General features: G+C 65.4%; 18 protein-coding genes. 7 read left to right on the top strand and 11 right to left on the bottom strand.

Translation table 11 applies throughout. The features are described 5' to 3' along the window. Window positions 1-62 precede the first annotated feature (62 nt). The 4 genes from FS507_RS13755 to metE all read right to left on the bottom strand — a co-directional run bounded on the left by FS507_RS13755 (window position 63) and on the right by metE (window position 5,902). Window positions 63-746 (bottom strand): LutC/YkgG family protein, encoded by a 684-nt coding sequence (locus FS507_RS13755; protein WP_145943360.1) that lies wholly within the window; start codon window positions 744-746, stop codon window positions 63-65. Then, complete coding sequence (locus tag FS507_RS13750; RefSeq protein ID WP_260853490.1) at window positions 743-2,242, bottom strand: lactate utilization protein B; 1,500 nt, start codon at window positions 2,240-2,242, stop codon at window positions 743-745. Before FS507_RS13750 ends, FS507_RS13755 begins: the two co-directional genes overlap by 4 nt. Next, window positions 2,239-3,063 carry a (Fe-S)-binding protein gene (locus FS507_RS13745; RefSeq protein WP_145943359.1) on the bottom strand — a complete coding sequence of 275 codons (825 nt, stop codon included), beginning with the start codon at window positions 3,061-3,063 and terminating at the stop codon, window positions 2,239-2,241. Before FS507_RS13745 ends, FS507_RS13750 begins: the two co-directional genes overlap by 4 nt. Window positions 3,064-3,550: 487 nt before the next feature. Next, window positions 3,551-5,902, bottom strand: a complete 2,352-nt coding sequence (gene metE / locus FS507_RS13740; RefSeq protein ID WP_145943358.1) for a 5-methyltetrahydropteroyltriglutamate--homocysteine S-methyltransferase — start codon at window positions 5,900-5,902, stop codon at window positions 3,551-3,553. Between the two features lie 432 nt (window positions 5,903-6,334). Between metE and FS507_RS13735 the strand changes: the two genes are divergently transcribed. Continuing rightward, window positions 6,335-8,065 carry an NAD(P)H-hydrate epimerase gene (locus tag FS507_RS13735; protein ID WP_145943357.1) on the top strand — a complete coding sequence of 577 codons (1,731 nt, stop codon included), beginning with the start codon at window positions 6,335-6,337 and terminating at the stop codon, window positions 8,063-8,065. A gap of 257 nt (window positions 8,066-8,322) precedes the next feature. Next, window positions 8,323-8,607, top strand: coding sequence for a hypothetical protein (locus tag FS507_RS13730; protein ID WP_145943356.1), 285 nt, complete (start codon window positions 8,323-8,325; stop codon window positions 8,605-8,607). A gap of 23 nt (window positions 8,608-8,630) precedes the next feature. On the opposite strand, the gene FS507_RS13725 is transcribed toward FS507_RS13730, so the two are convergent. Continuing rightward, window positions 8,631-8,945, bottom strand: a complete 315-nt coding sequence (locus FS507_RS13725) for a HigA family addiction module antitoxin (protein ID WP_145943355.1) — start codon at window positions 8,943-8,945, stop codon at window positions 8,631-8,633. A gap of 331 nt (window positions 8,946-9,276) precedes the next feature. Here FS507_RS13725 and FS507_RS13720 point away from each other — a divergent pair, with 331 nt between their 5' ends. Further along, a complete protein-coding gene (locus FS507_RS13720) occupies window positions 9,277-10,071 on the top strand; it encodes an ECF transporter S component (RefSeq protein ID WP_145943354.1) in 795 nt (264 codons plus the stop codon). Next, window positions 10,068-10,760, top strand: a complete 693-nt coding sequence (locus FS507_RS13715) for an energy-coupling factor transporter transmembrane component T (protein ID WP_145943353.1) — start codon at window positions 10,068-10,070, stop codon at window positions 10,758-10,760. The genes FS507_RS13720 and FS507_RS13715 overlap by 4 nt, the downstream gene beginning before the upstream one ends. Here FS507_RS13715 and FS507_RS13710 read toward each other — a convergent pair. Both FS507_RS13710 and FS507_RS13705 read right to left on the bottom strand, forming a co-directional pair. Further along, window positions 10,753-11,208 carry a hypothetical protein gene (locus FS507_RS13710; protein WP_145943352.1) on the bottom strand — a complete coding sequence of 152 codons (456 nt, stop codon included), beginning with the start codon at window positions 11,206-11,208 and terminating at the stop codon, window positions 10,753-10,755. The two genes, FS507_RS13715 and FS507_RS13710, sit on opposite strands and share 8 nt — an antisense overlap. Next, entirely contained in the window at window positions 11,205-11,972 is a 768-nt protein-coding gene (locus tag FS507_RS13705; RefSeq protein WP_145943351.1) for a class I SAM-dependent methyltransferase, read from the bottom strand. Before FS507_RS13705 ends, FS507_RS13710 begins: the two co-directional genes overlap by 4 nt. Before the next feature lie 31 nt (window positions 11,973-12,003). Between FS507_RS13705 and FS507_RS13700 the strand changes: the two genes are divergently transcribed. Next, on the top strand, window positions 12,004-12,597 hold the full coding sequence (locus FS507_RS13700) for a GNAT family N-acetyltransferase (RefSeq protein ID WP_145943350.1): 594 nt from the start codon (window positions 12,004-12,006) through the stop codon (window positions 12,595-12,597). 24 nt (window positions 12,598-12,621) lie between these two features. Here FS507_RS13700 and FS507_RS13695 read toward each other — a convergent pair whose 3' ends face one another. From FS507_RS13695 to FS507_RS13685, 3 genes are all read right to left on the bottom strand, one after another. Continuing rightward, window positions 12,622-13,077 (bottom strand): hypothetical protein, encoded by a 456-nt coding sequence (locus FS507_RS13695; protein WP_145943349.1) that lies wholly within the window; start codon window positions 13,075-13,077, stop codon window positions 12,622-12,624. A 148-nt stretch (window positions 13,078-13,225) separates the two neighbouring features. After that, window positions 13,226-15,541, bottom strand: a complete 2,316-nt coding sequence (locus tag FS507_RS13690; protein WP_145943348.1) for a YhgE/Pip domain-containing protein — start codon at window positions 15,539-15,541, stop codon at window positions 13,226-13,228. Next, window positions 15,538-18,108, bottom strand: a complete 2,571-nt coding sequence (locus FS507_RS13685) for a YhgE/Pip domain-containing protein (RefSeq protein WP_145943347.1) — start codon at window positions 18,106-18,108, stop codon at window positions 15,538-15,540. Before FS507_RS13685 ends, FS507_RS13690 begins: the two co-directional genes overlap by 4 nt. 89 nt (window positions 18,109-18,197) lie before the next feature. On the opposite strand from FS507_RS13685, the gene FS507_RS13680 reads away from it, so the two are divergent. Continuing rightward, window positions 18,198-20,198 (top strand): fructose-specific PTS transporter subunit EIIC, encoded by a 2,001-nt coding sequence (locus FS507_RS13680; RefSeq protein ID WP_145943346.1) that lies wholly within the window; start codon window positions 18,198-18,200, stop codon window positions 20,196-20,198. Window positions 20,199-20,235: 37 nt separating this feature from the next. Next, a complete protein-coding gene (locus tag FS507_RS13675) occupies window positions 20,236-21,387 on the top strand; it encodes an ATP-binding cassette domain-containing protein (RefSeq protein WP_145943345.1) in 1,152 nt (383 codons plus the stop codon). On the opposite strand, the gene FS507_RS13670 is transcribed toward FS507_RS13675, so the two are convergent. Next, window positions 21,388-21,873: an Hsp20/alpha crystallin family protein gene (locus FS507_RS13670; RefSeq protein WP_145943344.1), complete on the bottom strand. Its 486-nt coding sequence runs from the start codon at window positions 21,871-21,873 to the stop codon at window positions 21,388-21,390. Window positions 21,874-22,083: the final 210 nt, after the last annotated feature.

Genomic DNA, 22,083 nt, shown 5'->3' with positions numbered 1-22,083 from the left:
CGGGGTTGCTGCGTCGGACGATGTGGCTCGGACGATGTGGCTCGGACAGCGTGCGCCGGACGCTATCCCGCGATAATCACGTCCAGCGTGCGGGGCCCGTGCACGCCCTGTACCCGGATCAGCTCGATGTCCACCGTCGCGCTCGGCCCGGAGACCATCGTCACCGGCAGTTCGTTCAGGCCGTCGGCGGTCAGCTTCGTGATGGCCTCGGGCACGATCTCCACGATGTCCTCGACCTTCACCACCACGATGTGATGGTCGGGTACCAGCGTCGTGGCCCGGCGTCCCGACTCCGGTCCGACAAGCATGATGGTGCCCGTATCCGCCACCGCCACGGCCGACGCTGTCACCACGGCATCGACGCTGTCGAGCGTATCGAGGTCCACCGGGGAATCCGCCGAATCATCGAGAACCTCCGCCTCCACGGCATCGACCCACGCGTGGTCCATTGACGTGGGAACCACAATGCGTGACTCGGCGGAATTCTCGCCGGCCTTGCCGAGGAAATCCCGGACCGCGGCAGCGATCTCCCCGGGCGTCCCACCTGTGCGCTCAACGGTGGCGTCGTAGTCCTCCAGACGGTCGACCAGCAGATCAACGAGAGCACCGGTGTCCAGCGAGCCGGTCGAACGGTACTGCCGGGGTACCTCCACGGCCCCGGTGCCGTCCTGCCCGTCGCGAAGACCCAGTGAGGAACGCACCCGCGCCAGGATCTCCGTCCGGGCATCACTGCGTGAGTCCGTCATTCGTCCTCTCCCTTCCGGTGTTTACGGAACCAGCTGCGGAAGGACTCCGCAGGCGGTTGGGGCACGTCCCGCGAGCTCGTCCATTTTCCGGCGAGTCCGGGCAGGGACGTCATCCCCCTGGAGGGGCTCACCTTGTGGACCAGGGGGAGGGCGCGTTCGGCGGCGCCCATACGGCGGCCGTCGCTCATCAGCCACTTCGCCCCGTCCAGGGCGGCATCCAACTGCGTCTCGGGGACGCGGCCGCCGTGGTTGACCTCCTGGTCCTCATTGCGCAGCCGGGTGAGCATCTCCGGGATGTTGATCTTCACCGGACAGGCGTCGTAACACGAGCCGCACAGCGAGGAGGCGTAGGGCAGTGAACCGTTCTCGGACTCGTCCACACCCGTCATCAACGGCGTGAGGATCGCACCGATAGGCCCGGGGTAGACCGAGCCGTAGGCGTGGCCACCGGTGCGTTCGTAGACCGGGCAGACGTTCATGCACGCCGAACACCGGATGCAGTGCAGCGCCTGCCGTCCGTGCTCGTCGGCCAGCGCCCGGGTGCGCCCGTTGTCCAGCAGGATCACGTGGGCGTTCTGGGGTCCGTCGCCGGGAGTCACCCCCGTCCAGAAGGAACTGTAGGGATTCATTCTTTCGCCGGTGGACGAGCGCGGCAGCAACTGCATGAACACTTCCAGGTCCTGGAACGTCGGGAGCAGCTTCTCGATGCCCATCACGGTGATCAGTGTCTCGGGCAGGGTGACGCACATCCGCCCGTTGCCCTCGGACTCCACCACCGAGAGCGTGCCCGTGTCCGCGATACCGAAGTTCGCACCGGAGATGGCGACCTTGGTCTCCATGAACTTGCGGCGCAGGTGCCGGCGGCTCGCTTCAGCCAGGTGCTCGGGGTTGTTGTCGAGGTCCGGGTCGACGTCCTCCATGCCGTTGAGGAAGATGCGGCGGATCTCGTCGCGGTTGCGGTGGATCGCGGGAACGAGAATGTGACTGGGCTTGTCGCCGCCGAGCTGCACGATCAGTTCGGCGAGGTCGGTCTCGAAGGCGTGGATGCCGCGGGGTTCGAGGTACTCGTTGAGCCCGATTTCCTGGGTGGCCATCGACTTGACCTTGATGACCTCGCGGGTGCCGTCGTCAGTGAGCGGGGCATGGGTGGTCACGAGGTCCTCGACGATGCGGTTCGCCTCGTCGGCGTCCCGCGCCCAGTGGACGTGTCCGCCGCGGGCGGTGAACGCCTCCTCGAACTGCTGGAGCAGCTCCGGCAGACGGGCCATCACGTCCTGTTTGACGGCGGAACCGGCGTCCCGCAGTGCTTCCCAGTCGGGCATCTCGCCCACCCGGGCGGCGCGTTTTCCGCGGATGGTCTGGGTGGCGTGCTGCAGGTTGCTGCGCATCTGGACGTTGCCGAGTTCGTGCTCGGCGACCTCGGGGAAGGGGTGGGTCTCGAGCAGGTTGCCACTGCCCGGGACGGTCGGCATGCCGAGGACGGTACGGGAGCTCATCGCAGTGCACCTCCCGTGACCGTGGCACCCTCGTCCTCCAACAGGAGCGGGTTGTCCTTCGTGGACGCCAGGATCCGGGCGAGGTGCACCGAGGTGGGGACGGTCCCCTCTCCGGGGACGAGTCGTCCGGTGCGTGACAGTCCGCCGCCGATGTGCATCAGGCAGGACACGTCGCCGCCGGTGCACACGGATGCACCGCTGGAGATGATCGCCTCGACCTTGTCGCCGAGCATGGCACCAGAGACCTGCGGATTCTTGACCGAGAACGTGCCACCGAAACCACAGCAGATGTCCTCGTTCTGGATGGTGCGCAACTCCAGCCCCTCCACCGAGGCGAGGAGGTCACGCTGCCGGTCGCCGAGCCGAAGCAGCCGCATGCCGTGGCAGGACGGGTGGTAGGCCACGGTGTGGGGGAACCAGCTTCCCAGGTCAGCGGAAGCATCGGTCATGCCCTGGATGTCGGTGAGGAACTGACACAGCTCATAGGTGCGGTCGGCGATGTCCGTGGCACGGGACGCCAGCGCGGCATCCCCGTTGTAGTCGGCGACCATCGGGTGCTGGTGGCCCAGGGATGCCACGCAGGAACCGCTGGGAGCGATGGCGTAGTCCCAGTCCGATTCCTCGAACGCGCGGACGTGGTTGCGGACCACGGGATAGGCGTCGGTGAATTTTCCCGAGTTGATGTGCATCTGACCGCAGCACGCCTGACGCTCGGGGAACACCACCTGGTGCCCCAACCGCTCGAGGATGGTGACGGTCGCTTTCGCCACTTCTGGGTACATGGCGTCGACGATGCATGTCGCGAACAACGCGATCTTCATGAGAATCGTCCCTCGTCTCAAGTCGTGGAATACAGCAGCTCTTCTCCAGCTCTGCTTCTGCCGGGGACGCCCGGGGCACGTGCGGTAGTCAGCCGACGTTGAAAGAGGCATCCGGGGCGTCCTGCCGTTCCACTGTAGACCCGCCGACGGGAGGTGTGGACGAGGCGGGGGAGGGCATGTTTATGCAGATAACACAGCGTGGTCTGACCACAGCTGGTCACAGCTTGGGCCGCTGAGACTGAAATGGACCGGCACGGGGGAGGGGCCTGAGACCGGAGCAACCCCACAGGTCGGGGATACCGGCCTGTGGGGTTGCTCCTGACGGTGAACGGGTTACTGGGTCCGCACCACGGTCAGGTTGCCCAGCTTGTCGAACCAGGACCGCTTCTTCGGATCATCAGGTAAATGCGGATCTTCAGCATAGAGCAGCAACCCCAGGGGCTGGACAGACCAGCCTCTGGGGTTGCTGTGTGAGCTCAGCGAGAACCTATGCGTTGACGCTGGCGCGGGCCTTCTCGGCGGCAGCGACGAGCACCTTGATCGAGGCGGTGGTCTCGTCCCAGCCACGGGTCTTCAGACCGCAGTCCGGGTTGACCCACAGCTGACGGGCCGGCACGGCCTCGAGAGCCTCGGCGAGCAGGGTGTCGACCTCGTCCTGCTCCGGGACACGCGGCGAGTGGATGTCCCACACGCCCGGACCCACGCCCAGCTCGAAGCCGGAGTCGCGCAGGGCGTGCAACACACGCATACCGTTACGGGACGCCTCGATGGAGGTGACGTCGGCGTCCAGGTCGCCCACGGTGCCGATGAGCTCGTTGAACTCGGAGTAGCACATGTGGGTGTGGATCTGTGTCGCGTCCTCCGCGCCGGCGGTCGCCAGGCGGAAGGAGCCCACGGCCCAGGCCAGGTAGGCGGGCTGCTGGGATGCGCGCAGCGGCAGCAGCTCACGGATGGCGGGCTCGTCGACCTGGACGATCTTCGCACCGGCGTCGGCCAGGTCCGAGATCTCGTCACGCAGGGCCAGGGCGACCTGGTCTGCGGTGGCACCCAGCGGCTGGTCGTCGCGGACGAAGGACCAGGCGAGCATGGTGACCGGGCCGGTGAGCATGCCCTTGACCGGCTTGTCGGTGAAGGACTGTGCGACCTTGAACCACTCGACGGTCATGGCCTCCGGGCGGGTGACGTCACCGAAGAGGATCGGCGGACGCACGCAGCGGGAACCGTAGGACTGGACCCAGGCCAGGTCGGTGGAGTGGTAGCCCTCGAGCTGCTCGGAGAAGTACTGGACCATGTCGTTACGCTCGGGCTCACCGTGGACCAGCACGTCCAGGCCGAGAGCCTCCTGGCGGTCGATGACGTCCTTGACCTCGTTGACCATGGCCTCGTGGTACTGCTCAGGGGTGAGCTCACCCTTGCGCAGCTTGGCGCGGGCCTGGCGGATCTCCGTGGTCTGGGGGAAGGAGCCGATCGTGGTCGTCGGCAGCGGCGGCAGACCGAGTTCTTCGTCCTGCACCTCGCGGCGCTGGTCGAAGGGGTTACGGCTGCGGTCGGCGTCGGTGACGGCGTCGGTCCGGGTACGCAGCGCGCTGTTGCGGGTGCGCTCCGAGTTGCGGCGGGATGCGACGGCCTCATGGGCTTCGGCGACGGCGGCCTTGTCGTCCTCGGTCTCGGTGCCGTTGAGCAGACGGGACAGGACAGCGACCTCGGCGACCTTCTCGGCACCGAAGGCGAGCCAGCTGCGCAGCTCGGCGTCGTCGTCGAGGCTGGTCTCCTGGGCGAGGGAGTAGGGGACGTGCAGCAGGGAGGACGAGGTGGAGACGCCGACGGGGCCGCGCTTCGCGAGAGCCTTCAGGGTCTCCAGGGCGCGGGCCAGGTCGGTGCGCCAGATGTTGCGGCCGTCGACCACACCGGCGAGGATTTCCTCGGTACCGGTCCAGGAGGGCAGCAGGTCGGCGTCGGCGACGTTGGTGTCGTCGGCCTGACGCTCATCGGTGCGGCCGGTGACCAGGTCGACACCGAAAGCGGCGATGCCGATACCCGACAGGGTCTTGACGGCCAGGTCGCCGTCGCCGAAGTAGGTCTGGACCAGCAGGTTGGTGTCGCCTGCGGCGTCGACGAGCTTCTCGTAGCCGGCACGGGTGCGGGCCAGGAGGTCGGCCTTGCGGGCGTCGTCCTTGTCGACGTCGGTGACGAGGTAGGGCTCGTCGAACTGGACCCAGGTCGCGCCGCGCTCGGCGAGACGCGGCAGCAGGCGGGCGTAGGCCTCGAAGATCTCCTCGAGGTGGCTCAGCGCGTCCGAACCGTCGGTGGTGCGGGCCAGTGCCAGGTAGGTCAGCGGGCCGATGATGACCGGACGGGCGGCAGTGCCGCGAGTGATCTGGTCACCGAGGTCGGCGAGCAGGGCGGCGTCGTCGAGACGGAACTCGGTGTCGGCGGCGAGCTCGGGCACGATGTAGTGGTAGTTCGTGTCGAACCACTTGGTCATCGCGCTGGCGGGCAGATCCGCGGTGCCGCGGGCGGCCGCGAAGAGGCGGTCGATGAAGGCGGGCAGGCCGTCGTTGCCGTGGTCGTCGATGTCGGCGACACGGGTGGGCAGGGCACCGAGCAGGGCGGAGGTGTCCAGCATCGAGTCGTAGAAGCTACGGCCGATGGTGGGGACGGAGTCCAGGCCGGCCTCGGTGAGGTTGTCGGCCTGCTGGTTGACCAGCTGGGTGGCGACGGTGGCCAGGTTGCGGCCGGTGGAGTCGTCCTTCCAGTAGGTCTCGAGGGCCTTCTTCAGCTCGCGCTTCGGGCCGATGCGCGGAACCCCGGCGACGGTGGCGTTGATCTGTGCGGTCACAAATGATCCTTCACATGTGGATGTACGGTTCTCGCCGTCGACCGGTGAGTCACATGTGGCACAGGGCGGTGCCCCGGAACTGACGTCGGTGGACGGCAGACCACATGCTGCGGACCGTGCACCCTGAGGGGCACCGACGCACCGGTGCCGGTGCTTCGTCCGCAGGTTCCGCCTCGTCCGGGGCTCCAGGAGGGGAACTCGACTCTCGTCGACTGCTTCGCGACCAAGGTAACCAGTAGACCGCTTAGTCTGTCAAGTCCGTCACGTTATCGGCGTCCTGTCGCCTGTTGCATCGCCTGTTCTGCCCCTGGGCATCTGAGTCACCGCTCAGGTCAATAATCGACGATTTCGTGACCCCAGGGGTGACTCAGCTGACAAGAGCTGGGCTCGACGGGGTTCTGGACGCAGCGCACCTCGCGTAGCGTCGGGTGGATGTGGACCGTCTACACGGGAGAGCAGTACCGCGCGGCATTGGAGGAGTGGGACCGGAGGGAAACTGGAGCACGCGGGAGCGGCCGTCACTTACATCAGCACGCGGATTACGGCGAAGTGGCGTACGCGGTTGCGGACTGCGTCGAGGCGAAACTGAGCGCAGAAAGCCGCCCACGTCCCGTCGTGCTGCTGGTCGGTGCCGGAGGAAATGGTCGAGATGGCCTACGCGCGGGCACCGAACTTCTGCACCGCGGATACCGGGTGGAGGTGGTGTTGTTCCCCGAGCCGGGGGCTGATGACGACATCGAGTACCTCGGAAGGATCGAGCTGCAGGAGAAGTGGCGGAACGATGTGAATGATGACTCGCGCGAGCAGTTGGCGACCTTCCTCGCCGTCGGTGGGAGTATGTCGCGGATGACAGGACAGGAGGAGGACCGGCAGGACTGCGTTGTCGTCGATGCAATCAGCGGACGTGGGATTGACGGTCCTCTGCGGGGGCCTGCGATCGAGTGGGCTGAATTCTTCTGGGGTGGTCGGAAAGTAATAGCGGTCGACTTGCCCACCGGAATTGATCCTGACAACGGTAGCGCCAGAGGTAACGGATTCTTTCCGGCGTCGACAACCGTCGTTATCGGTGGTCTTCGTGCTGCCCACGTCCTTCACGAAGACTGTGGACGTCTCGTATTCGTCTCGGGTGGGATGGTCCATCTATTGCAGACAATCGAACAAGGCAGTCAGGCAGCTGGCTCTGAACAGGGTGTCTTGCCGGACGAGCATTCTTCCGTGCGGGTTCGCTTCGGATACCTCGCCCAGGATCCAGGTGAGGACGATCCTCTCCCCGGATTCACGAACCACCCCGACGGCTGGGAACGGGGCGACTCCTCGCCCTGGTGCCGTCAGATCCTCGGGACACTTGGCGGTGACGCATACGACCGGCACCTGCGGGAGGCTGCGGGGCCTCCGACGCGCTGGAATCCTCGCGAGGAGTCCCTGGTGGGGGTTGCAGGTCACCCCGTCAGACGCCCTGGAGCAGCGGCGGTGGTGGCCGCCGGTGCCCTGGGTTCCACAGCGTGGGGCGTTGTGGCTCATCCATCGGCTGCTGTGGCAGTGTCCCAGCATTTTCCCCAGGTAGAGGTGGTGGCTGATCCCGGGAAGAGTGGGACGAGGGGAGCGTCCTGGGTGGTCTGCTCCGGCGCGTCCGGCGCTGACTTCACCGCCGCTGCATGCCTGATCATCACCCGGGACGCTGTGCTCGACTGGATTGCGGACGGGATAAAGCCGCCGGATTTCGTTGACGATCAACAGATAATTGCCCTCGTGGACCGGGACACGGCGGTGGAGGCCCTGACCGCATGGGGAGAGTCGAGGCGAACCGACATTGAGGACCAGAGTGTTGTCTGCCTGGCGGAGAGAATGGCGTCCAGCCTCGACTGCAGGGTGGTTCTCAGCGGACAAACCACTGTCTATGTCGAGTCGAATACGACGATAATCATCCGCTCCGGCGGGGGTGTCTCCGTGCAAGGGTATGAGGAACTACTGGCCGGAGCTGTTGCGGCTGCCGGCACGGGGGAATTCTCCTCCACCAATACTCTGATCGCTCTATTCGTCCTGCCGCGCGCAGTCGCCGAGGCTGCCCGACGTATTCCAGCGGTCGCGCCGATCGCACAGCATGTGGCTGAGGCCATTCCAGAGGCGTTGCGCGAATGGAGAGTTCCTCTTCATCGTGTATAGCGCTTCCCCGAGGCGATGGGTGACCTGGGTTACACTGAATGCATGTGAACTGAACCTGGCGCTGCGAATCACGGACTTACGGAGGGAAAATGGCTCGCCGGACCCGCCTGAAATGTCTATCGGGCCTGCTGGTCCCGTTGGTGCTCGTCGGGTGTTCCGTAGAAAACCGCGGTGACCCAGGGGACCAGGGCTACGCAGAGCCGTCTGTGACGGGGCCCGATGGAGTGAGGCCACCCGACGACGTGCCGCGCGAGGACATGACCGACGAAAGCATCGCCCCGTGGACGTCCTTCGAGCAGGTCGGTCCAGCGGCCCTGCGGGTGAGTTTCACGGCGGGAACCACCAGCTGTTACGGAACGCGTGCAGCCGTCCGGGAAGAGGCCGATGAGATCCTCATCGCGACGATTGTGGGTACCATTCCTGAAGCACATTCGGCCTGTCCCGACGTTGGGAGGGCCGCGACGCTGCTCGTCGAACTGGAAGAGGACGTGGGCGACCGCGAGGTCCGGCACCTGGATGGCGATGGTCTCCTCCGACGGTGAGTCGGGTTCCTGCCTTTTCGCTCTCAGGCCACGATCGGATTGATGGCGTCCAGTTCTTCGTGGTTGTGCTCTTTGGTCATCGCGATATCGTAGTCGAGCTGCAGATTCACCCAGAAGTGCTCGCTCATTCCGAATGCTCTGGACAAGCGAATCCCCGTGTCCGGGGTGATCCGGCGCTTGCCCTGGACGATCTCGTTGATGCGCCGGGGAGGGACATTGATTGCCTGAGCGAGTCGGTACTGGGAGATGCCCATGGGGTTGAGGAACTCTTCCAGGAGGATCTCGCCGGGTGCGACGGGGTCGTGAGCCTTACGCGGATCTCTCGTCGGGGTATCCATTCTTTCTCCTCAGTGATGGTCGACTAATCCGACCTGTTCGGCAGGAGCAGCTTGCGGTGAGCAGCTCGTTGCAGTTCCGGTGCCAACCTGCGGACTCTGTCGCGCTTCCACACGGACAGTGTTGTTGAGTCGGCGAACGACCGGATCGTGATCCATGATAATAACGCGCGGCGTTACGTCCGGCAAGAGGTAGCGTGACCCCCACTTGCCCCGACCGCCACGACTCGGCAAGATGTGAACAGTCACGGCCCGCTCCCCGAGGTGACATAGGGGAGCAGCCACGGCGCCGCACCCCCGCGCGCCCACGTCCGCCCCACCCAGGAGCCAACCAGTGCGTCCCCTGTCACGAACCCTGCGCATCACACTGATCTCGATCGCCGTCGTCATCTACGCGGTGACGTGGCTCTACCTCGTGCTCAACCAACCGGAGGACTCCGACTTCTCCTCCATGGCGGACTCCGCATCCACGACGATCGCCCTGGTCGGCTTCCTGGTGCCCACCGTCATCGCCCTCATCGCGGTGTTCCCCACGCTTCCGGTACGCACCCTGGCGTTGATGCCCGTCGCGCTGGTGCTCAATATCGTCGTCGGACAGGTCGTGGGGACGATGGGCCTGCCGATCCCGCTGTACCTCGACTCCTTCGGTACCGTGCTCGTCGGTGTACTTGCAGGTCCGGCTGCGGGGCTGGCGACGGGTGGTCTCTCGGCGCTCGTGTGGGGGACGTTCAACCCCACGATCGTGCCGTTCGCCGCCGGCTACGCGCTGATGGGGCTGGCGGCTGGGTTGGTCAGGAAGCTGTTCCGTTCGTCCTGGTGGAAGGTCGTTGTCGCCGGACTCGTCCTGGGGTTCCTGTCTGCCCTGGTGTCCGCACCGGTCGCGTCCTTCATCTTCGGCGGTACAGCGGGAACGGGAACGGGCCTGCTCGTGAGCTTCTACCAGTCACTCGGCGCGTCCCAGACCACGGCGGTGTTCCTGCAGTCGTGGACGTCCGACCCGTTGGACAAGGTCATCGTCTTTCTCGCGGTCTGGGTGGTGGTCCGGTCGTTGCCGGAGCGGTCCCGCAGGACGTTCGACCCTGATTCTGCGCCGACACAGCCGACACAGACGCCGCCTGCGACCGTATGAGCCCGCTGACTCCGCTGACCGCGGCGGCCTGCGCCATCGTCACGGTCATGGTGCTTCACAATCCGTGGGTGTCGGGCGCCTTTCTGCTGGTCGCGGTAGTGCTCTCGTTCGCAGGACGTCGCCAGCGTCGCGCACTCACCACCGGCCTGGTGCTGTCGGTGCCGGCATTCCTGTCGTATGCGCTGATCTACGTGCCCTTCGGCGACGTCGAGGTCGCCAGGGTGTTGATTCCGGTCACGTCGGACGGGGCGTGGATCGCCTGGGACCTGGGCCTGCGGTTCGCCGCGATGACGTGTTCGGGGCTGGTGATCGGCAGCTTCGTGGACGCCGATGCGTTGATGCGACGCCTGCAGCTCAGCGTTCCCGCGCCGTTGGTCTACATGGTGGGGACGGTGGTGCGGCTGTTGCCGATGGCGCAGCAGTGCTGGAGGACGATCCGGCAGGTCCAGGCGTCCCGGGGTGTGGAGGTGGACACATGGCGTTCCCGTGGCGCCACCGTCCTGCCCCTGGTGGTCGGCTTGATCGACGATGCGTCGCAGCGGGCCCGCCCGTTGCAGCGGACGGGCATCGGTGAGCCGGGGCCGCGGACACTGCTGATGCCGGTGGCGGACTCCACGTCGCAGCAGGTGTGCCGGTGGTTGATGGTGGTTGCTGTAGTTGCGGTGATTGTTGTCGGGGCGATCATGTAGCCGATGGTGGGTGTGTGAGTAGCAGGGAGGAGAGCGGTATCCAGTCATCACCGTCGACAACGTGGCGGGCCCAGCTGTACACAGGGGTGAAAGAGCTGCGTTCGGCGTTGTAGACGCCAAACAGGATGCGGGTTGACGGCCATCCTTCCGGCGAAGTCTTCATCACACCCCAGGATCCCGCGGCTTGTTCCACCAGATACTTCCCGAGGTAGAGGGTGAGTGCCTCGGCGGACACCCCGGCTTGGCCTGAGCGGACGGAGGTCTCGACCTTGTCGAAGGCGTCTGCGCTCCAGATCTCTTCGGGTCTCTGGGGTTCCTCAGATGCACCGAGGATGGCCAGAATTGTCGGGTCCACGGGACCTGCGGATGACTCCTCGAGTTCTGCGATCTCGGAGGAGAACACGGTCTCCAGAGAACTGCGACCCTCGTCTGTGAATGGGTTGGTCATGAGATCGTGTGTTCCTTTCCTGTCTCCACGGTGCCTACCGTCGTCCACATACCGTCCTGCCCGAGGGCGTGGTGGCGGACATCCAGTCCGGCGGCCCGCAGCTGATTCGTCACCCAGTCAGAGGACAAGCGGAGTTTGGGGTAGCTGCTTTTGTGGAGCTCCCATTCGGATCCGTTCCAGATGTGGACGAGGTCGTTGACGATGGCGGTGTCGTCGTCCGGGTAGTCGAGGACGCACATCATGATCCGGTGAGAGTCGCTTCTCGTCGGAAGAAACCGGTCGAGTCCGGCGAGCGGCGTACTCATGTCACGGTAGGTCAGTACGAAACTACCCCCAGGGGAGAGTGCACTCCGGACTTCCGCGAACAGTGTGGTCACTGTCTCCCGGTCAGGCAGATGCAGGAGCGTGTCCCGCATACAGACCACGGCATCAGCGGTGCCGCCGTGAAGTATCTCGGGCAGTGCAGTGAGCAGATCGTCCTGCACAGTCCGGATCCCCGTCCGCTCACCGACATTGGCTTCGAGCTCTTCCAGTAGTTGTCGACTGGTGTCGACGCCGACAACGTCGGTGAAACCGAGGTCGGACAGCGCGTAGGTCTGCGGGCCCGGCCCACAACCGAGATCCACAGCAAGACGTCCTCCGTCCAGACCCAGTGTGCGCAGAAAATGTTTGTCGGACGCGGCGAGTGTCTCCACATCGCCGCCGAGCATCCATGTGTAATGCTCGGCGAGAAGCGCATCGTAGTGTTCACGGGGGTTGACCATATAGGGGAATGCTCCTTACTAGACTCGCATCATGACAATTATGCATCCGGTTGAACTCTCAGGTGAGAGAGTCCGCTTGGAGCCGCTGTCCTTCGAGCATGAGGAAAGCCTTTCAGCTGCGGTGAAGGACGGGGAGTTGTGGAAGCTCTGGTACACGAGCATTCCGTCACCAGACGAGATGCGACAGGAAATCGCCCGGCGGCTGACGTTGCAGGACAGCGGACAGATGATCCCCTATGCCACCCGGGATCTCAGTAATGATCGAATCATCGGGATGACAACCTTCATGAGTATTGACGCGACGATTCCTCGGCTGGAGATCGGGTCCACATGGAACGCCGCCAGTGCTCGTGGCACGGGGACGAACGTGGAGTCAAAGCTTCTCATGCTCACACAGGCCTTCGAGGTATGGGAATGCTCCGCTGTTGAGTTCCGGACATCCTGGCACAACCACCAGTCCCGGACTGCTATTGAGCGACTCGGTGCCAAGCTCGACGGTGTGCTGAGACAGAACGTGAGAACTTCCGACGGATCGCTTCGAGACACCTGCGTGTACTCCGTCATCGCAGCGGAGTGGCCACAGACCCGTAGTTCGCTGCGATTCCGGCTGAGGCGGCCTCTCTGAGGCCTGCTGTCCGTGCAGGTTAGTTCATTCTTCGATCCCCAACCGCACTAGCAGCCCCAGCAACCGGCGAATCAGTGAGCAGACCCCGGAAAACACCAGGCACATGCCGACGATCCACAGAAGACCGCCACCAATGTTGGGCCCCGTGGGGGCCATCCAGAGTGGAATCCACAGCACAATCCCCGCGACCAGGGAGATGAATGGCGGCCATCCCTGCCGCGGAAACATATTGTCACTGACGACTGAGATGAATACCGCAGTACTGGGCGCCCAGGTCATCAGGTCGTTGATCCACTCAGCGGTGTAGTCTCCGCTGGATCGCCCGATCGGGCCAAACGCCCCGACCCATGCGGCACCGGCTGCACCGGTGACACCCAGGACGAGGAGTCCCAGCTCGAGGAGAGGCAGGCGCTCCAGAACAAGCGCCAACAGAATCCGGGGCCGGGGGACTCTGCGAAGATGGTTCGTCTCTGCAGCCATTGCAGCTCCTCATATCGTGTCCCCGCGACACTACCCACGGAAACACCGCAGCGCTGCCCGCCATCTTGAGGGCTCCGGTCACGAGCAGGCCGGAAAACTGACCGGAGCCCTCAAGGCCGGCGCCCAGTCTGTCCGTCTGAGCGATGCGCTACTGCATGATCTTCGTCGACTCGATCGCTTCCGTCGTCTTGCGGTTGTAGCCGTCCAGGAGTCTCCGCAGCAGGAGCCCGAGAATGAGCATCGGGATCGTGAACAGCAGCAGCAGACCCAGTTCGATCCACAGGTCACCCTGGTAGACACCGGCGATGGCCGCGCGTATCGCGTCGATCGCATGGGTGGCGGGCAGCCATGGGCCGATGTTCTGGAACCACTGGGGCAGCAGCTCCAGGGGGTACGCACCGCCGGCGCCGGACACCTGGAACACCAGCAGGAGGACGGAAATCGCCTTGCCTGCACTTCCGAACGACAGCACCAGCGTGTAGACGATCAGCATGAAGACCAGCGAAGTGACCCATCCACACAGCAGTAGGAGAAGTGGGTGGGCTGCGTCGATCTGGACGAAGAAGATGAGGCCGAGCACCGCGAGCGTACTCTGCGCCAGACCGATGCAGGCGAAGATGCCGAAGCGTCCGAAGTAGGCCTGCGTCCGGGTGTATTCGCTCGCCTCGGTATCGTCGGAGGCAGCCGGAGCCTGTGCGGGGGTGTTCGCCACGTCAGTCGTGTCAGCGGCTTCGTTCGAATCAGCTTCGTCAGCTTCGTCAGCGTCCTTGGCGTCCTTGGTCCCGAGGCGGGCTCTGCTCTGTTTCTCCGGAACCCCGGTGCGGACGAGCACCGAGGTGAGAACGGCACCGATCCACAGAGCGAGGGTCAGGTACAGCGGAGCCATCCCGACACCGAAGCTTGCGACGGGGAACACCGCTTGGCGGTCAACGTCGATCGGCGCCGCCAGTTGCGATGCCAGTGCCTCCGGGTCTGAACCCACGATGTCGGCGAGTCGGGAGAAGTCGCCGGTGTCGCCGGCGGTTGACAGGGCTTCCTCCAGGTCGGAGAAGCGCTGCGCATGTTCGTCGAGCCGGTCGGCGAGGCCGGCCGTGGCGTCCCGGGTCCGTCCGAGGAGGTCCTGTACTGAGCCGGGGGAGTCGGAGGTGGACGACCTGATGTTCCCGAGATCCTCCCGGACGCTGGCGATGTTGTTGCCGAGGGAGTCCAGGGTGTTTCCGAGCTCCGAGAGCTGCGGTTTCAGGTCTTCCCGGTAGGACGTCACGGCGTCGCTCACCGCTGCCCGGGCCTGCGAGATCGCGTCCCGGCTCTCCTGGCGGGAGGACTGTGCCGACCCGTTGCCACTGGAGATGTTCTCCGCGGTCTGCGCGAAGCTGTCGTGCAGGTCCGTGCTCCGGTCAATTGCCGCGTCGAGCCGGGCGAGCACGCGCTCGTACCCGGGTTGGGCGACGTCGGGGATAGCCCCGGCGACATTGCTGTCGAGGGAGTCCCGCAGCGACTGGAAGAAGTCCACCTGCTGCTGGACACGCTCGGCGAGCGTGCGGAACGTGGACGCGGTGCTGTCGCTGGTGGCGTTAGCGCTGTCGAACAGTTCCTCCAGACGGTCACTCACCGCACCGTAGCTGTCGCCGGTGGCCTGCAGTGCGGTCTCCAGGGAGTCGGTCGCGTCACGGAGTGTGGAATCGAGGTCGGTGGCCGCACCGGATCCGCCGCCGATGCGGGTGGACGGGTCGTCGAACTGGTCGCCTGCGGCACTGATGATGCTGTCCGCGCCCTCTACCAGCGGGATGGAGGACTCCACCAGGCCGGACAGGGAGCGTACCGTCTGGGCACCGGAATGCAGGCGCGTGCTGACATTCGCCACCCTCGACTCGACGCGTTCGATGGCAGCCTGTGTGTCGTCCTGCTCGAGGTAGTCGTCGAGGGAGGACACCAGTCCCAGTCCCACACTGCTGAGAGTCCGGGTGAAGGTCTCGTTGATCTGCGAGATCATGCCCTCGGCGCCCTGCGAGGTGATCACGGTGGAGAGCGCGTTCTTCTTCTCGTTCGTGTAGAGGTCGAGCTTCGAGGGCTCGGTGCCTTCCACGTAGAACGTCAGCATGTCCGTGCTGAAAGACGGGGGCAGGACGATGGCCGCGTAGTAGTCGCCGGCCTTGGTCCCCTCGATCGCCTTGTCTTCGCCGGTGATGACCCAGTCGATCTGGTCGTTCCTGCTCAACTGGGACAGCACCTGGTCACCGAGGTTGATGCGCAGGGACGCCAGGTCACTCTCGTGGCCCTCATCTGCGCTGGCGACGGCGATCTTCAACTGGTCGGTGTTCCCGAAAGGGTTCCAGCTGGCGAGCACGTTGAAGGTGGAGAACAGCAGCGGGATGATGACGAGTCCGAAGACCACGATGGAGGTCATCACGTTGTTCTTGATACCGCGCAGGTCGTTGCGCAGGATGCTCAGAGCGTTCTTCATGCGTTGTCTCCGTCCAGGGAGTACGTCTTCGGACGCGCGCTCTGCGTGTCGGCGGCTTCCTGGAGTTGCTCCTCAGAGAGGTCGGACAGTTCCTGGACATGGGCGAAACTCTGCTTGACGTACTCGAGGGCGGCGATGACCCCGATGATCAGCAGGCACCAGAGACAGACCAGGCCGAAGATGACGGCCTTCTCGTCGGTGTAGATCCGGGCGAGGACACAGAGGATGACGATCCCGACGACACCGGTGATGATCGCGGCGCGCAGCAGCGTCGGGTAGTTCTCCCGGAGCGGCTTCCACCGGTTGTCGATCTCGTTCCGGAAGGCGTCGCGGTCGCGCATGGCGTGGATGACGTCTGTCAGACGGTAGCTGCTGCCCACGACCTCCACCTGGTCGTTGACGACGAGGCCCGACGCCGCATGTTGTCGGTTGACCATCCCCTTCACATTCGACAGACCCCTCCGCAGGAGCGTGCCGAGGACGAACGAGAGCACCGCCATGACCAGGAGCGTTCCCATGGCCTTCCAGTAGTGGTTGCCGTAGAACCCGCCGATGGTCTCGCGCAGGGCGTCGATACCGTAGGTCAGCGGGAGGATCGGGTGCAGGGCCTGGAAGAAGTCCGGCGTCATCTCGATGGGGTACATGCCCGAGGCACCCGGGATCTGCAGGAAGGCCAGCACCACCGCGATCACGCGCCCGATATTGCCCAGCGCGGATATCAGGGCGTAGACGATGCTCAGATAGCAGAGCCCGATGGCGACACAGGTTGCGATGAAGGCGACCGGGTTCACGGTCTGGACCCCGATCACCAGGTTGCCGACCGAGACGACCACACCCTGGCAGGTACTCAGGACGGCGAGGAGGATGAACCGGCCGCGGTAGGCCTGGGCGACCGTGAGTTTCTTGAGTCGTGCCGTGTCCACCTCTGTCCGGAAGATCACCATGAGCATGAAGGCGCCGATCCACAGGGACAGGTTGGTGAACAGTCCTGCCATACCGGAACCGTAGTTCGCCACCGGGTAGACGGCGTGGCTCTCCACCTCGGCGGGGGTGGCCATGAACTCCGAGATTCCGACGGAGTCCAGGTTGGACACCGTGCCCAGGATGCCGTCCCCCGATGACGCACTCAGCGCCAGCACGTCCGCCCGGGCGGTCTTCAAGCCGTCCTCGATGCCGGACAGGTCGTTCTTGAAACTGCCGAGGACGTCCTGTGACGTGCCGATCTGCCGGTCGACACCGTCGAGGAGGGTGATGGACTCACCCAGGAGGGTCCGTTGCGAGCTTAACGCGGAGGAGAATGCGCCGGCGGTGGAGTTAACCTGGTTGATGGCCGAGTTCAGGGCCGGCAGCGAGTCACTGACGGAGGTACGAAGCCCCTGGGCCCGGTCGCGGGTGTCGCTGGTGGCTGCCGCCAGCGCGTCCGCAGCCGCGTCCACGGAGGAGACCGTGTCGGACGCATTGCCCTGCAGACCGGAGAGGTCGTCGAGCAGTTCCTGATTCGTGGTGTTACGTTCCTGCAGCTCGTTGAGTGTGTCCTGCAGCGGCCCGGAGACCCCCGGGGTCACGGCGGCGTTGTCCAGGAGCGACTGCAGCTGGCTGATCGCCTGGTCTGCCTGGCGGACGATGCCGGAGGCCTCACGGGTCGCGGTGTCGAGACCGGAGCCGGCCCGTTCGAGTTCCCCGGTGACGGAGGAGATCGCGGCGTTCGCCGAGGCCGTCCCGTCCGCAAGCGCAGTGGTGCCCTCGATATACGCCGATGTCGCGGCGTCGGAGAAGGACGACACCTGTTCCTGGACCTCGGTCATGATGGACTGCACCTGGTCGAGTGCGGTGGTGGCGTCGCCGAGGGTCGCGTCGACGGAGCGCAGAGCGTCCTGCGTGGCGGCGATGGTCGGACGGGCGCCGTCGAGCCGTTCCTGGACCCGGGTCACCTCGTCCTGGGCGGACGCCATCGTCCCGGCGGTCTCGTCGAAGGCGTTGGCCGTGCGGTCACCTGCGTTGCTGAGCCGGTCGCCGAGTGATCCGCCGGCGTCGCGGAGCTGCGTTGTCACGGCCTCGGAGACCGTCTCCTTGAACACCGAGGTGATCGTCGAGTCGAGCGTCGTCGCCCCCTGATCCGTGATCTTCGGGGAGATGGCGCTCTTCTTCTCGTTGACCTGGTACTGGATCGTCGGTTGGGAGTAGGTCCCCTCGAACATGCTGAGGATGTCGGAGGAGAAGCTGGCGGGGACGGTGATGCTGGCGGACACGTCCCCCTTCTTGAGCGCGTCCTCCGCCTCGTCCTCGTCCATGAACTGCCACCCCAACTGGTCGTTCTGCTCCAGTTGGTCCATCATCTGACCGCCCACGTCGATCGGTCCGGTGATGTCGGAGGTGCCACCCTCATCCTCGTTCACGACGGCGACGCCGACGTTCTGGGTATTGCCGTACGGATCCCAGAAGGCGGCGACGTTGACCCAGGAGTAGAGCGCAGGGGTGATCAGCACGCCGATGACGATCACCCAGACTTTGGGGGTGCGCAGGATGCGTCCGACGTCACGTGTGAAGATATTCCAGCTTACGGCCACTCGGTGACCGTAGCACTTGGCCGGGGCCCGTACGGTAGCTGTGCAATTTTCCGGGCTAATTGTTACTACCGTCTACTACCCTCGGTCGCATGACGTCTCCGGAGACACGACCCCTCGTCCTGGCGATCACCGCGTGCCCGACCGGCATCGCCCACACCTACATGGCGGCTGAGAACCTCGAGGCGGCCGCAGACACAGCCGGCGTCCGCGTCCGGGTGGAGACCCACGGTTCGATTGGCGTGGAGAACGCCTTCACCGCCGACGAGATCCGTGACGCGGCGGCTGTGGTCGTCGCTGCGGACATGAAGATCGACACCGCCCGGTTCGCAGGTAAGCCGCTGGTGTCGACCGGCGTGGACGACGGGATCAAGAAACCTGCGGAGTTGTTGCGGTCAGCGCTGGACGCGCCGAAGAGCAGTGGCGACGACGCTGCCGGTGTGGACGGCAGCGGCCCCGACGATGCTGCCGGCGACCGGTCCTGGATCCGCCGGTTCGGCGACGACCTCTACCGGGCGCTGATGAACGGCGTCTCCCACATGATCCCGTTCGTCGTCACCGGCGGCCTGATGCTTGCCGTGGCACTCTCGCTCGGCGGTGAGCCTACGGCCGAGGGCCTCGTGATCCCGGAGGGGACGTTCTGGGACACGCTCAACCAGCTCGGTGGTCTGGCGTTCTCCCTCATGGTCCCAGTGCTGTCCGGGTACATCGCGATGGCCATCGCCGACCGTCCCGGCCTGGCACCCGGGTTCGTGACCGGGCTGGTGGCCGTAACCGGGGACCTGTACGGATCCGAAGCCGACGCCGGATTCCTCGGCGGGATCGTGTCCGGCGTGCTGTCCGGCTACGTGGCCCTGGCGATCCGGAAGATCCCGGTCCACAAGTACATTCAGCCGATCTGGCCGATCATCGTCATTCCCGTGGCGACCACGCTGGTGGTCGGCGGCCTGTTCATCTACCTGCTCGGCAAACCCATCGCCACGCTGTTCGAGGTGATGACCGAAGGTCTGGAGGGAATGCAGGGATCGTCTGTCCTGCTGCTCGGGGCGATCATCGGCGCGATGATCGCGTTCGACATGGGAGGCCCGCTGAACAAGACGGCGTTCCTCTTCGCCGGTGGTCTCATTGCGACCGGTAATGCCGCACCGATGGGGATGGCGGCCGTCGCCATCGCCGTCCCGCCGATCGCCGCAGGGGTGACGACGCTGCTGGCGCGCAACCGGTTCAACAAGGCAGAGCGGGACGCCGGAGTGGCGGGCCTCTTCATGGGTTTCTTCGGTATCTCGGAGGGGGCGATTCCACTCGCTGTCGCCCGCCCTCTGCAGATCATTCCCGCCAATGTCATCGGTGGCGCCGTGGCCGGTGCGCTGGCCGGCATGTTCGGTGTGAAGGACAACGTGATGCACGGTGGCCCGATCGTCGCGGTGCTCGGAGCGGTGGAGGGCATCGCGTGGTTCTTCCTGTGTCTGGTCATCGGCATCGTGGTGACCTCCGCAGTGTCCCTGCTGCTCATGGCTCTCACCACGGGCGCTCCGGAGGAGGGGAAGGGCCAGCACGCCGACACGGAGTCGGACGTAGAGCCGACCTCGTCCGATCTCATTGACACAGACACCGTCGTTCTCGACCTGGTTCCCGCGACCGGTCAGGCCGGGAGCTCAGAGGCATCAGAGGACGCAGCCGCCGTGATCCGTGCCCTCGCCGGTCAGGCGGAGACGCAGGGACGTCTCTCGGAGACGGAGGTCGTGGAGGCCGCACTGGCCCGCGAGGCACAGTCCACCACCGCGGTCGGCAACGGTGTGGCCATCCCGCACGCCCGGAGCGCGGCAGTGGGTGTTCCGACGCTGGCGTTCGGACGGCTGCAGACGCCGGTGGAGTGGGACGCCCCGGACAGCGAGCCGGTTGACCTGGTGTTCCTCATCGCGGTACCGGACGACGCGGGCAAACAGCACCTCAAGGTCCTCGCGAAGCTCGCCCGAGCCCTGATGAAGGACGACTTCCGCGAGTCGTTGCGGTCGGCACCGTCTCCGGACGACGTGGTCAACCTGGTGAAAGGCCTTGGCGTGGAGGAGGTCCAGGGGCCGGTGACCGCGTGACACCGGGACTCAGGTCGCCCACTGGTACGGTCACCTCATGATCGACCGTTTCATCTGGGCGGCCTCCGGTGCCGGGCTGTCCGAACATGCCTGGGCTGCCGCGGAAGAATCCGGGGCGGCCTGGGTGGGCAACGATGCGGCGGCACATGTCTCGCTGCTGCGCTCCACCGTCCGTGAGGAACTCGCTTTCGGCATGGAGCAGCAGGGCGTCGCGCCGGAGATCATGGCTGCCCGGATCGATGAGGCGATGGGCACCTGGGGCCTGCGGCATATCGCCGAGCGGGAACCGTCGAGGCTCTCCACCGGGCAGACCCGGCGGCTCGCAATCGCTGCGGCCCTGCTTCGCGACCCCGGCTCGCTGGTGCTCGACTGCCCGACCGACGGGCTCGACGCCGCGGCAGTGGGGACACTCCGCGCCACGCTCGCAGAGTTCGGCGGGCCGGTCACCGTCTACGACAGGGTGCGCACTGTCCTGGCAGAGGACGCCAGGACGGAGGTGCGATTGGACGGGACGGAAGAGGATGCGCCGGCCCCGGTCCCCTCGTCCTCACCGGCGACCACCCCCGGAGAACCTGTGCTGACCATGGAGAATGCCAGCGTAACCCGTGGATCCTTCGTTCTCGGGCCCGTGAACCTGAACGTTCTCGGCGGCCAGGTGACCCACCTCGGCGGACCGAACGGCTCGGGCAAGACCACGTTGATGCTCGCCGTCCTCGGTCTCCTGCCACATGATGGAGCTCTCGACGCGCCTGTCGCGGGGTGGGCGCCGACAGGTATGGACGCCGCATTCTCCAGGCGAACCGTCCTCAAGGAGCTGGCTGTCGGCACCGACGAGGATCACGCCGAGGCGGCGCTGCGGTGGGTAGGTCTGGACCGGTGGCGCGATGCCCACCCTTTGGACGTTCCCAGCTCTCCGCGGCGCATGCTCGCCGTTGCTGCTGCCCTGGTACGGGGGCCTGGCCTGCTGATTCTCGACGAACCGACGGTCGGTCTTGACGCCGAGGGGTACGCGTGGCTGGCCCGGGTGATGCGTGGTTATGCCTCTGGCGAGTACCACGCACACCTGTCCACGGTGGGGATCCCGGCGTTATGGCACGGGGACAGGCCGGCGGTGTTGTGGTCCTGCCACAATGCGGCATTCGCCGACGCGGTCAGTGACCGGTCGGCGATGCTGGGCAACCAGGCCTGATCAGGCGTCGATCTCCTTCGGGGTGTCGTCCCCGGAGCGTCCGACGGTGATCTTGCGGCTCTTGGACCGCTCTGCCACCGGGAGGGTGACAGTCAGGACACCGTCGGTGTAGTCCGCGGTGACCCGCTCGGTGTCGACACTGTCGCTGACCGTGACCTGGCGACGGTAGGTGCCGGTGAAACGCTCGTTGGCGATCCACTTGTGGTTGGCCTCGGTGTCTTCGGTGTCTGCGCTCTGCGTCGGTCCGGTGGTGCGCTGGGCCGAGATGGTGAGCACACCGTTGTCGATGTCGACGTCGATGCTGTCAGCGTCCACGCCCGGAAGATCCGTGGTCAGGATGTAGTCGTCGTCCTTGCGGACCAGGTCCATCGGCATGAACCGCGGTGCCTGGTTCCGGCTCGCGGCACCGAGTGCACCGGACTCCCCGAAGATCTCACGGGCGACGGAGTCGAGCTGGGCGAACGGATCGAAACGGAAGGTGGCCATGGTGGGTACCTCACTCCTTCATCTGTCTGCTGAACTTGCGTACACTAGACTCAACTACGTGCCCCAGGGTTTATTCCACTGGACTCAACTTTGGGGAGAGTTTTTTTCTGGGGGTGTCTGGACCGGCAGTGGCAGAGCTGTCGGCGCAGTGGCGTAGATGATGGTTGGTGTGGGAGCCGGTGTGACCCCCTAAGTGGCTGACCCCGAGCC

Source organism: Corynebacterium glyciniphilum AJ 3170, assembly GCF_007673095.1.
Lineage (GTDB): Bacteria > Actinomycetota > Actinomycetes > Mycobacteriales > Mycobacteriaceae > Corynebacterium.
The sequence above is the reverse complement of the archived record's forward strand: the minus strand, read 5'-3'. Positions and strand labels throughout refer to the sequence as shown.

Coding starts and splice junctions, on each gene's coding strand:
- FS507_RS13675 (WP_145943345.1), top strand. CDS start 20,236: ATGATCGACCGTTTCATCTGGGCGGCCTCCGGTGCCGGGCTGTCCGAA.
- FS507_RS13705 (WP_145943351.1), bottom strand. CDS start 11,972: ATGGTCAACCCCCGTGAACACTACGATGCGCTTCTCGCCGAGCATTAC.
- FS507_RS13725 (WP_145943355.1), bottom strand. CDS start 8,945: ATGGATACCCCGACGAGAGATCCGCGTAAGGCTCACGACCCCGTCGCA.
- FS507_RS13730 (WP_145943356.1), top strand. CDS start 8,323: ATGACCGACGAAAGCATCGCCCCGTGGACGTCCTTCGAGCAGGTCGGT.
- FS507_RS13755 (WP_145943360.1), bottom strand. CDS start 746: ATGACGGACTCACGCAGTGATGCCCGGACGGAGATCCTGGCGCGGGTG.
- FS507_RS13710 (WP_145943352.1), bottom strand. CDS start 11,208: ATGACCAACCCATTCACAGACGAGGGTCGCAGTTCTCTGGAGACCGTG.
- FS507_RS13670 (WP_145943344.1), bottom strand. CDS start 21,873: ATGGCCACCTTCCGTTTCGATCCGTTCGCCCAGCTCGACTCCGTCGCC.
- FS507_RS13750 (WP_260853490.1), bottom strand. CDS start 2,242: ATGAGCTCCCGTACCGTCCTCGGCATGCCGACCGTCCCGGGCAGTGGC.
- FS507_RS13715 (WP_145943353.1), top strand. CDS start 10,068: ATGAGCCCGCTGACTCCGCTGACCGCGGCGGCCTGCGCCATCGTCACG.
- FS507_RS13690 (WP_145943348.1), bottom strand. CDS start 15,541: ATGAAGAACGCTCTGAGCATCCTGCGCAACGACCTGCGCGGTATCAAG.
- FS507_RS13735 (WP_145943357.1), top strand. CDS start 6,335: ATGTGGACCGTCTACACGGGAGAGCAGTACCGCGCGGCATTGGAGGAG.
- FS507_RS13745 (WP_145943359.1), bottom strand. CDS start 3,063: ATGAAGATCGCGTTGTTCGCGACATGCATCGTCGACGCCATGTACCCA.
- FS507_RS13695 (WP_145943349.1), bottom strand. CDS start 13,077: ATGGCTGCAGAGACGAACCATCTTCGCAGAGTCCCCCGGCCCCGGATT.
- FS507_RS13700 (WP_145943350.1), top strand. CDS start 12,004: ATGACAATTATGCATCCGGTTGAACTCTCAGGTGAGAGAGTCCGCTTG.
- FS507_RS13680 (WP_145943346.1), top strand. CDS start 18,198: ATGACGTCTCCGGAGACACGACCCCTCGTCCTGGCGATCACCGCGTGC.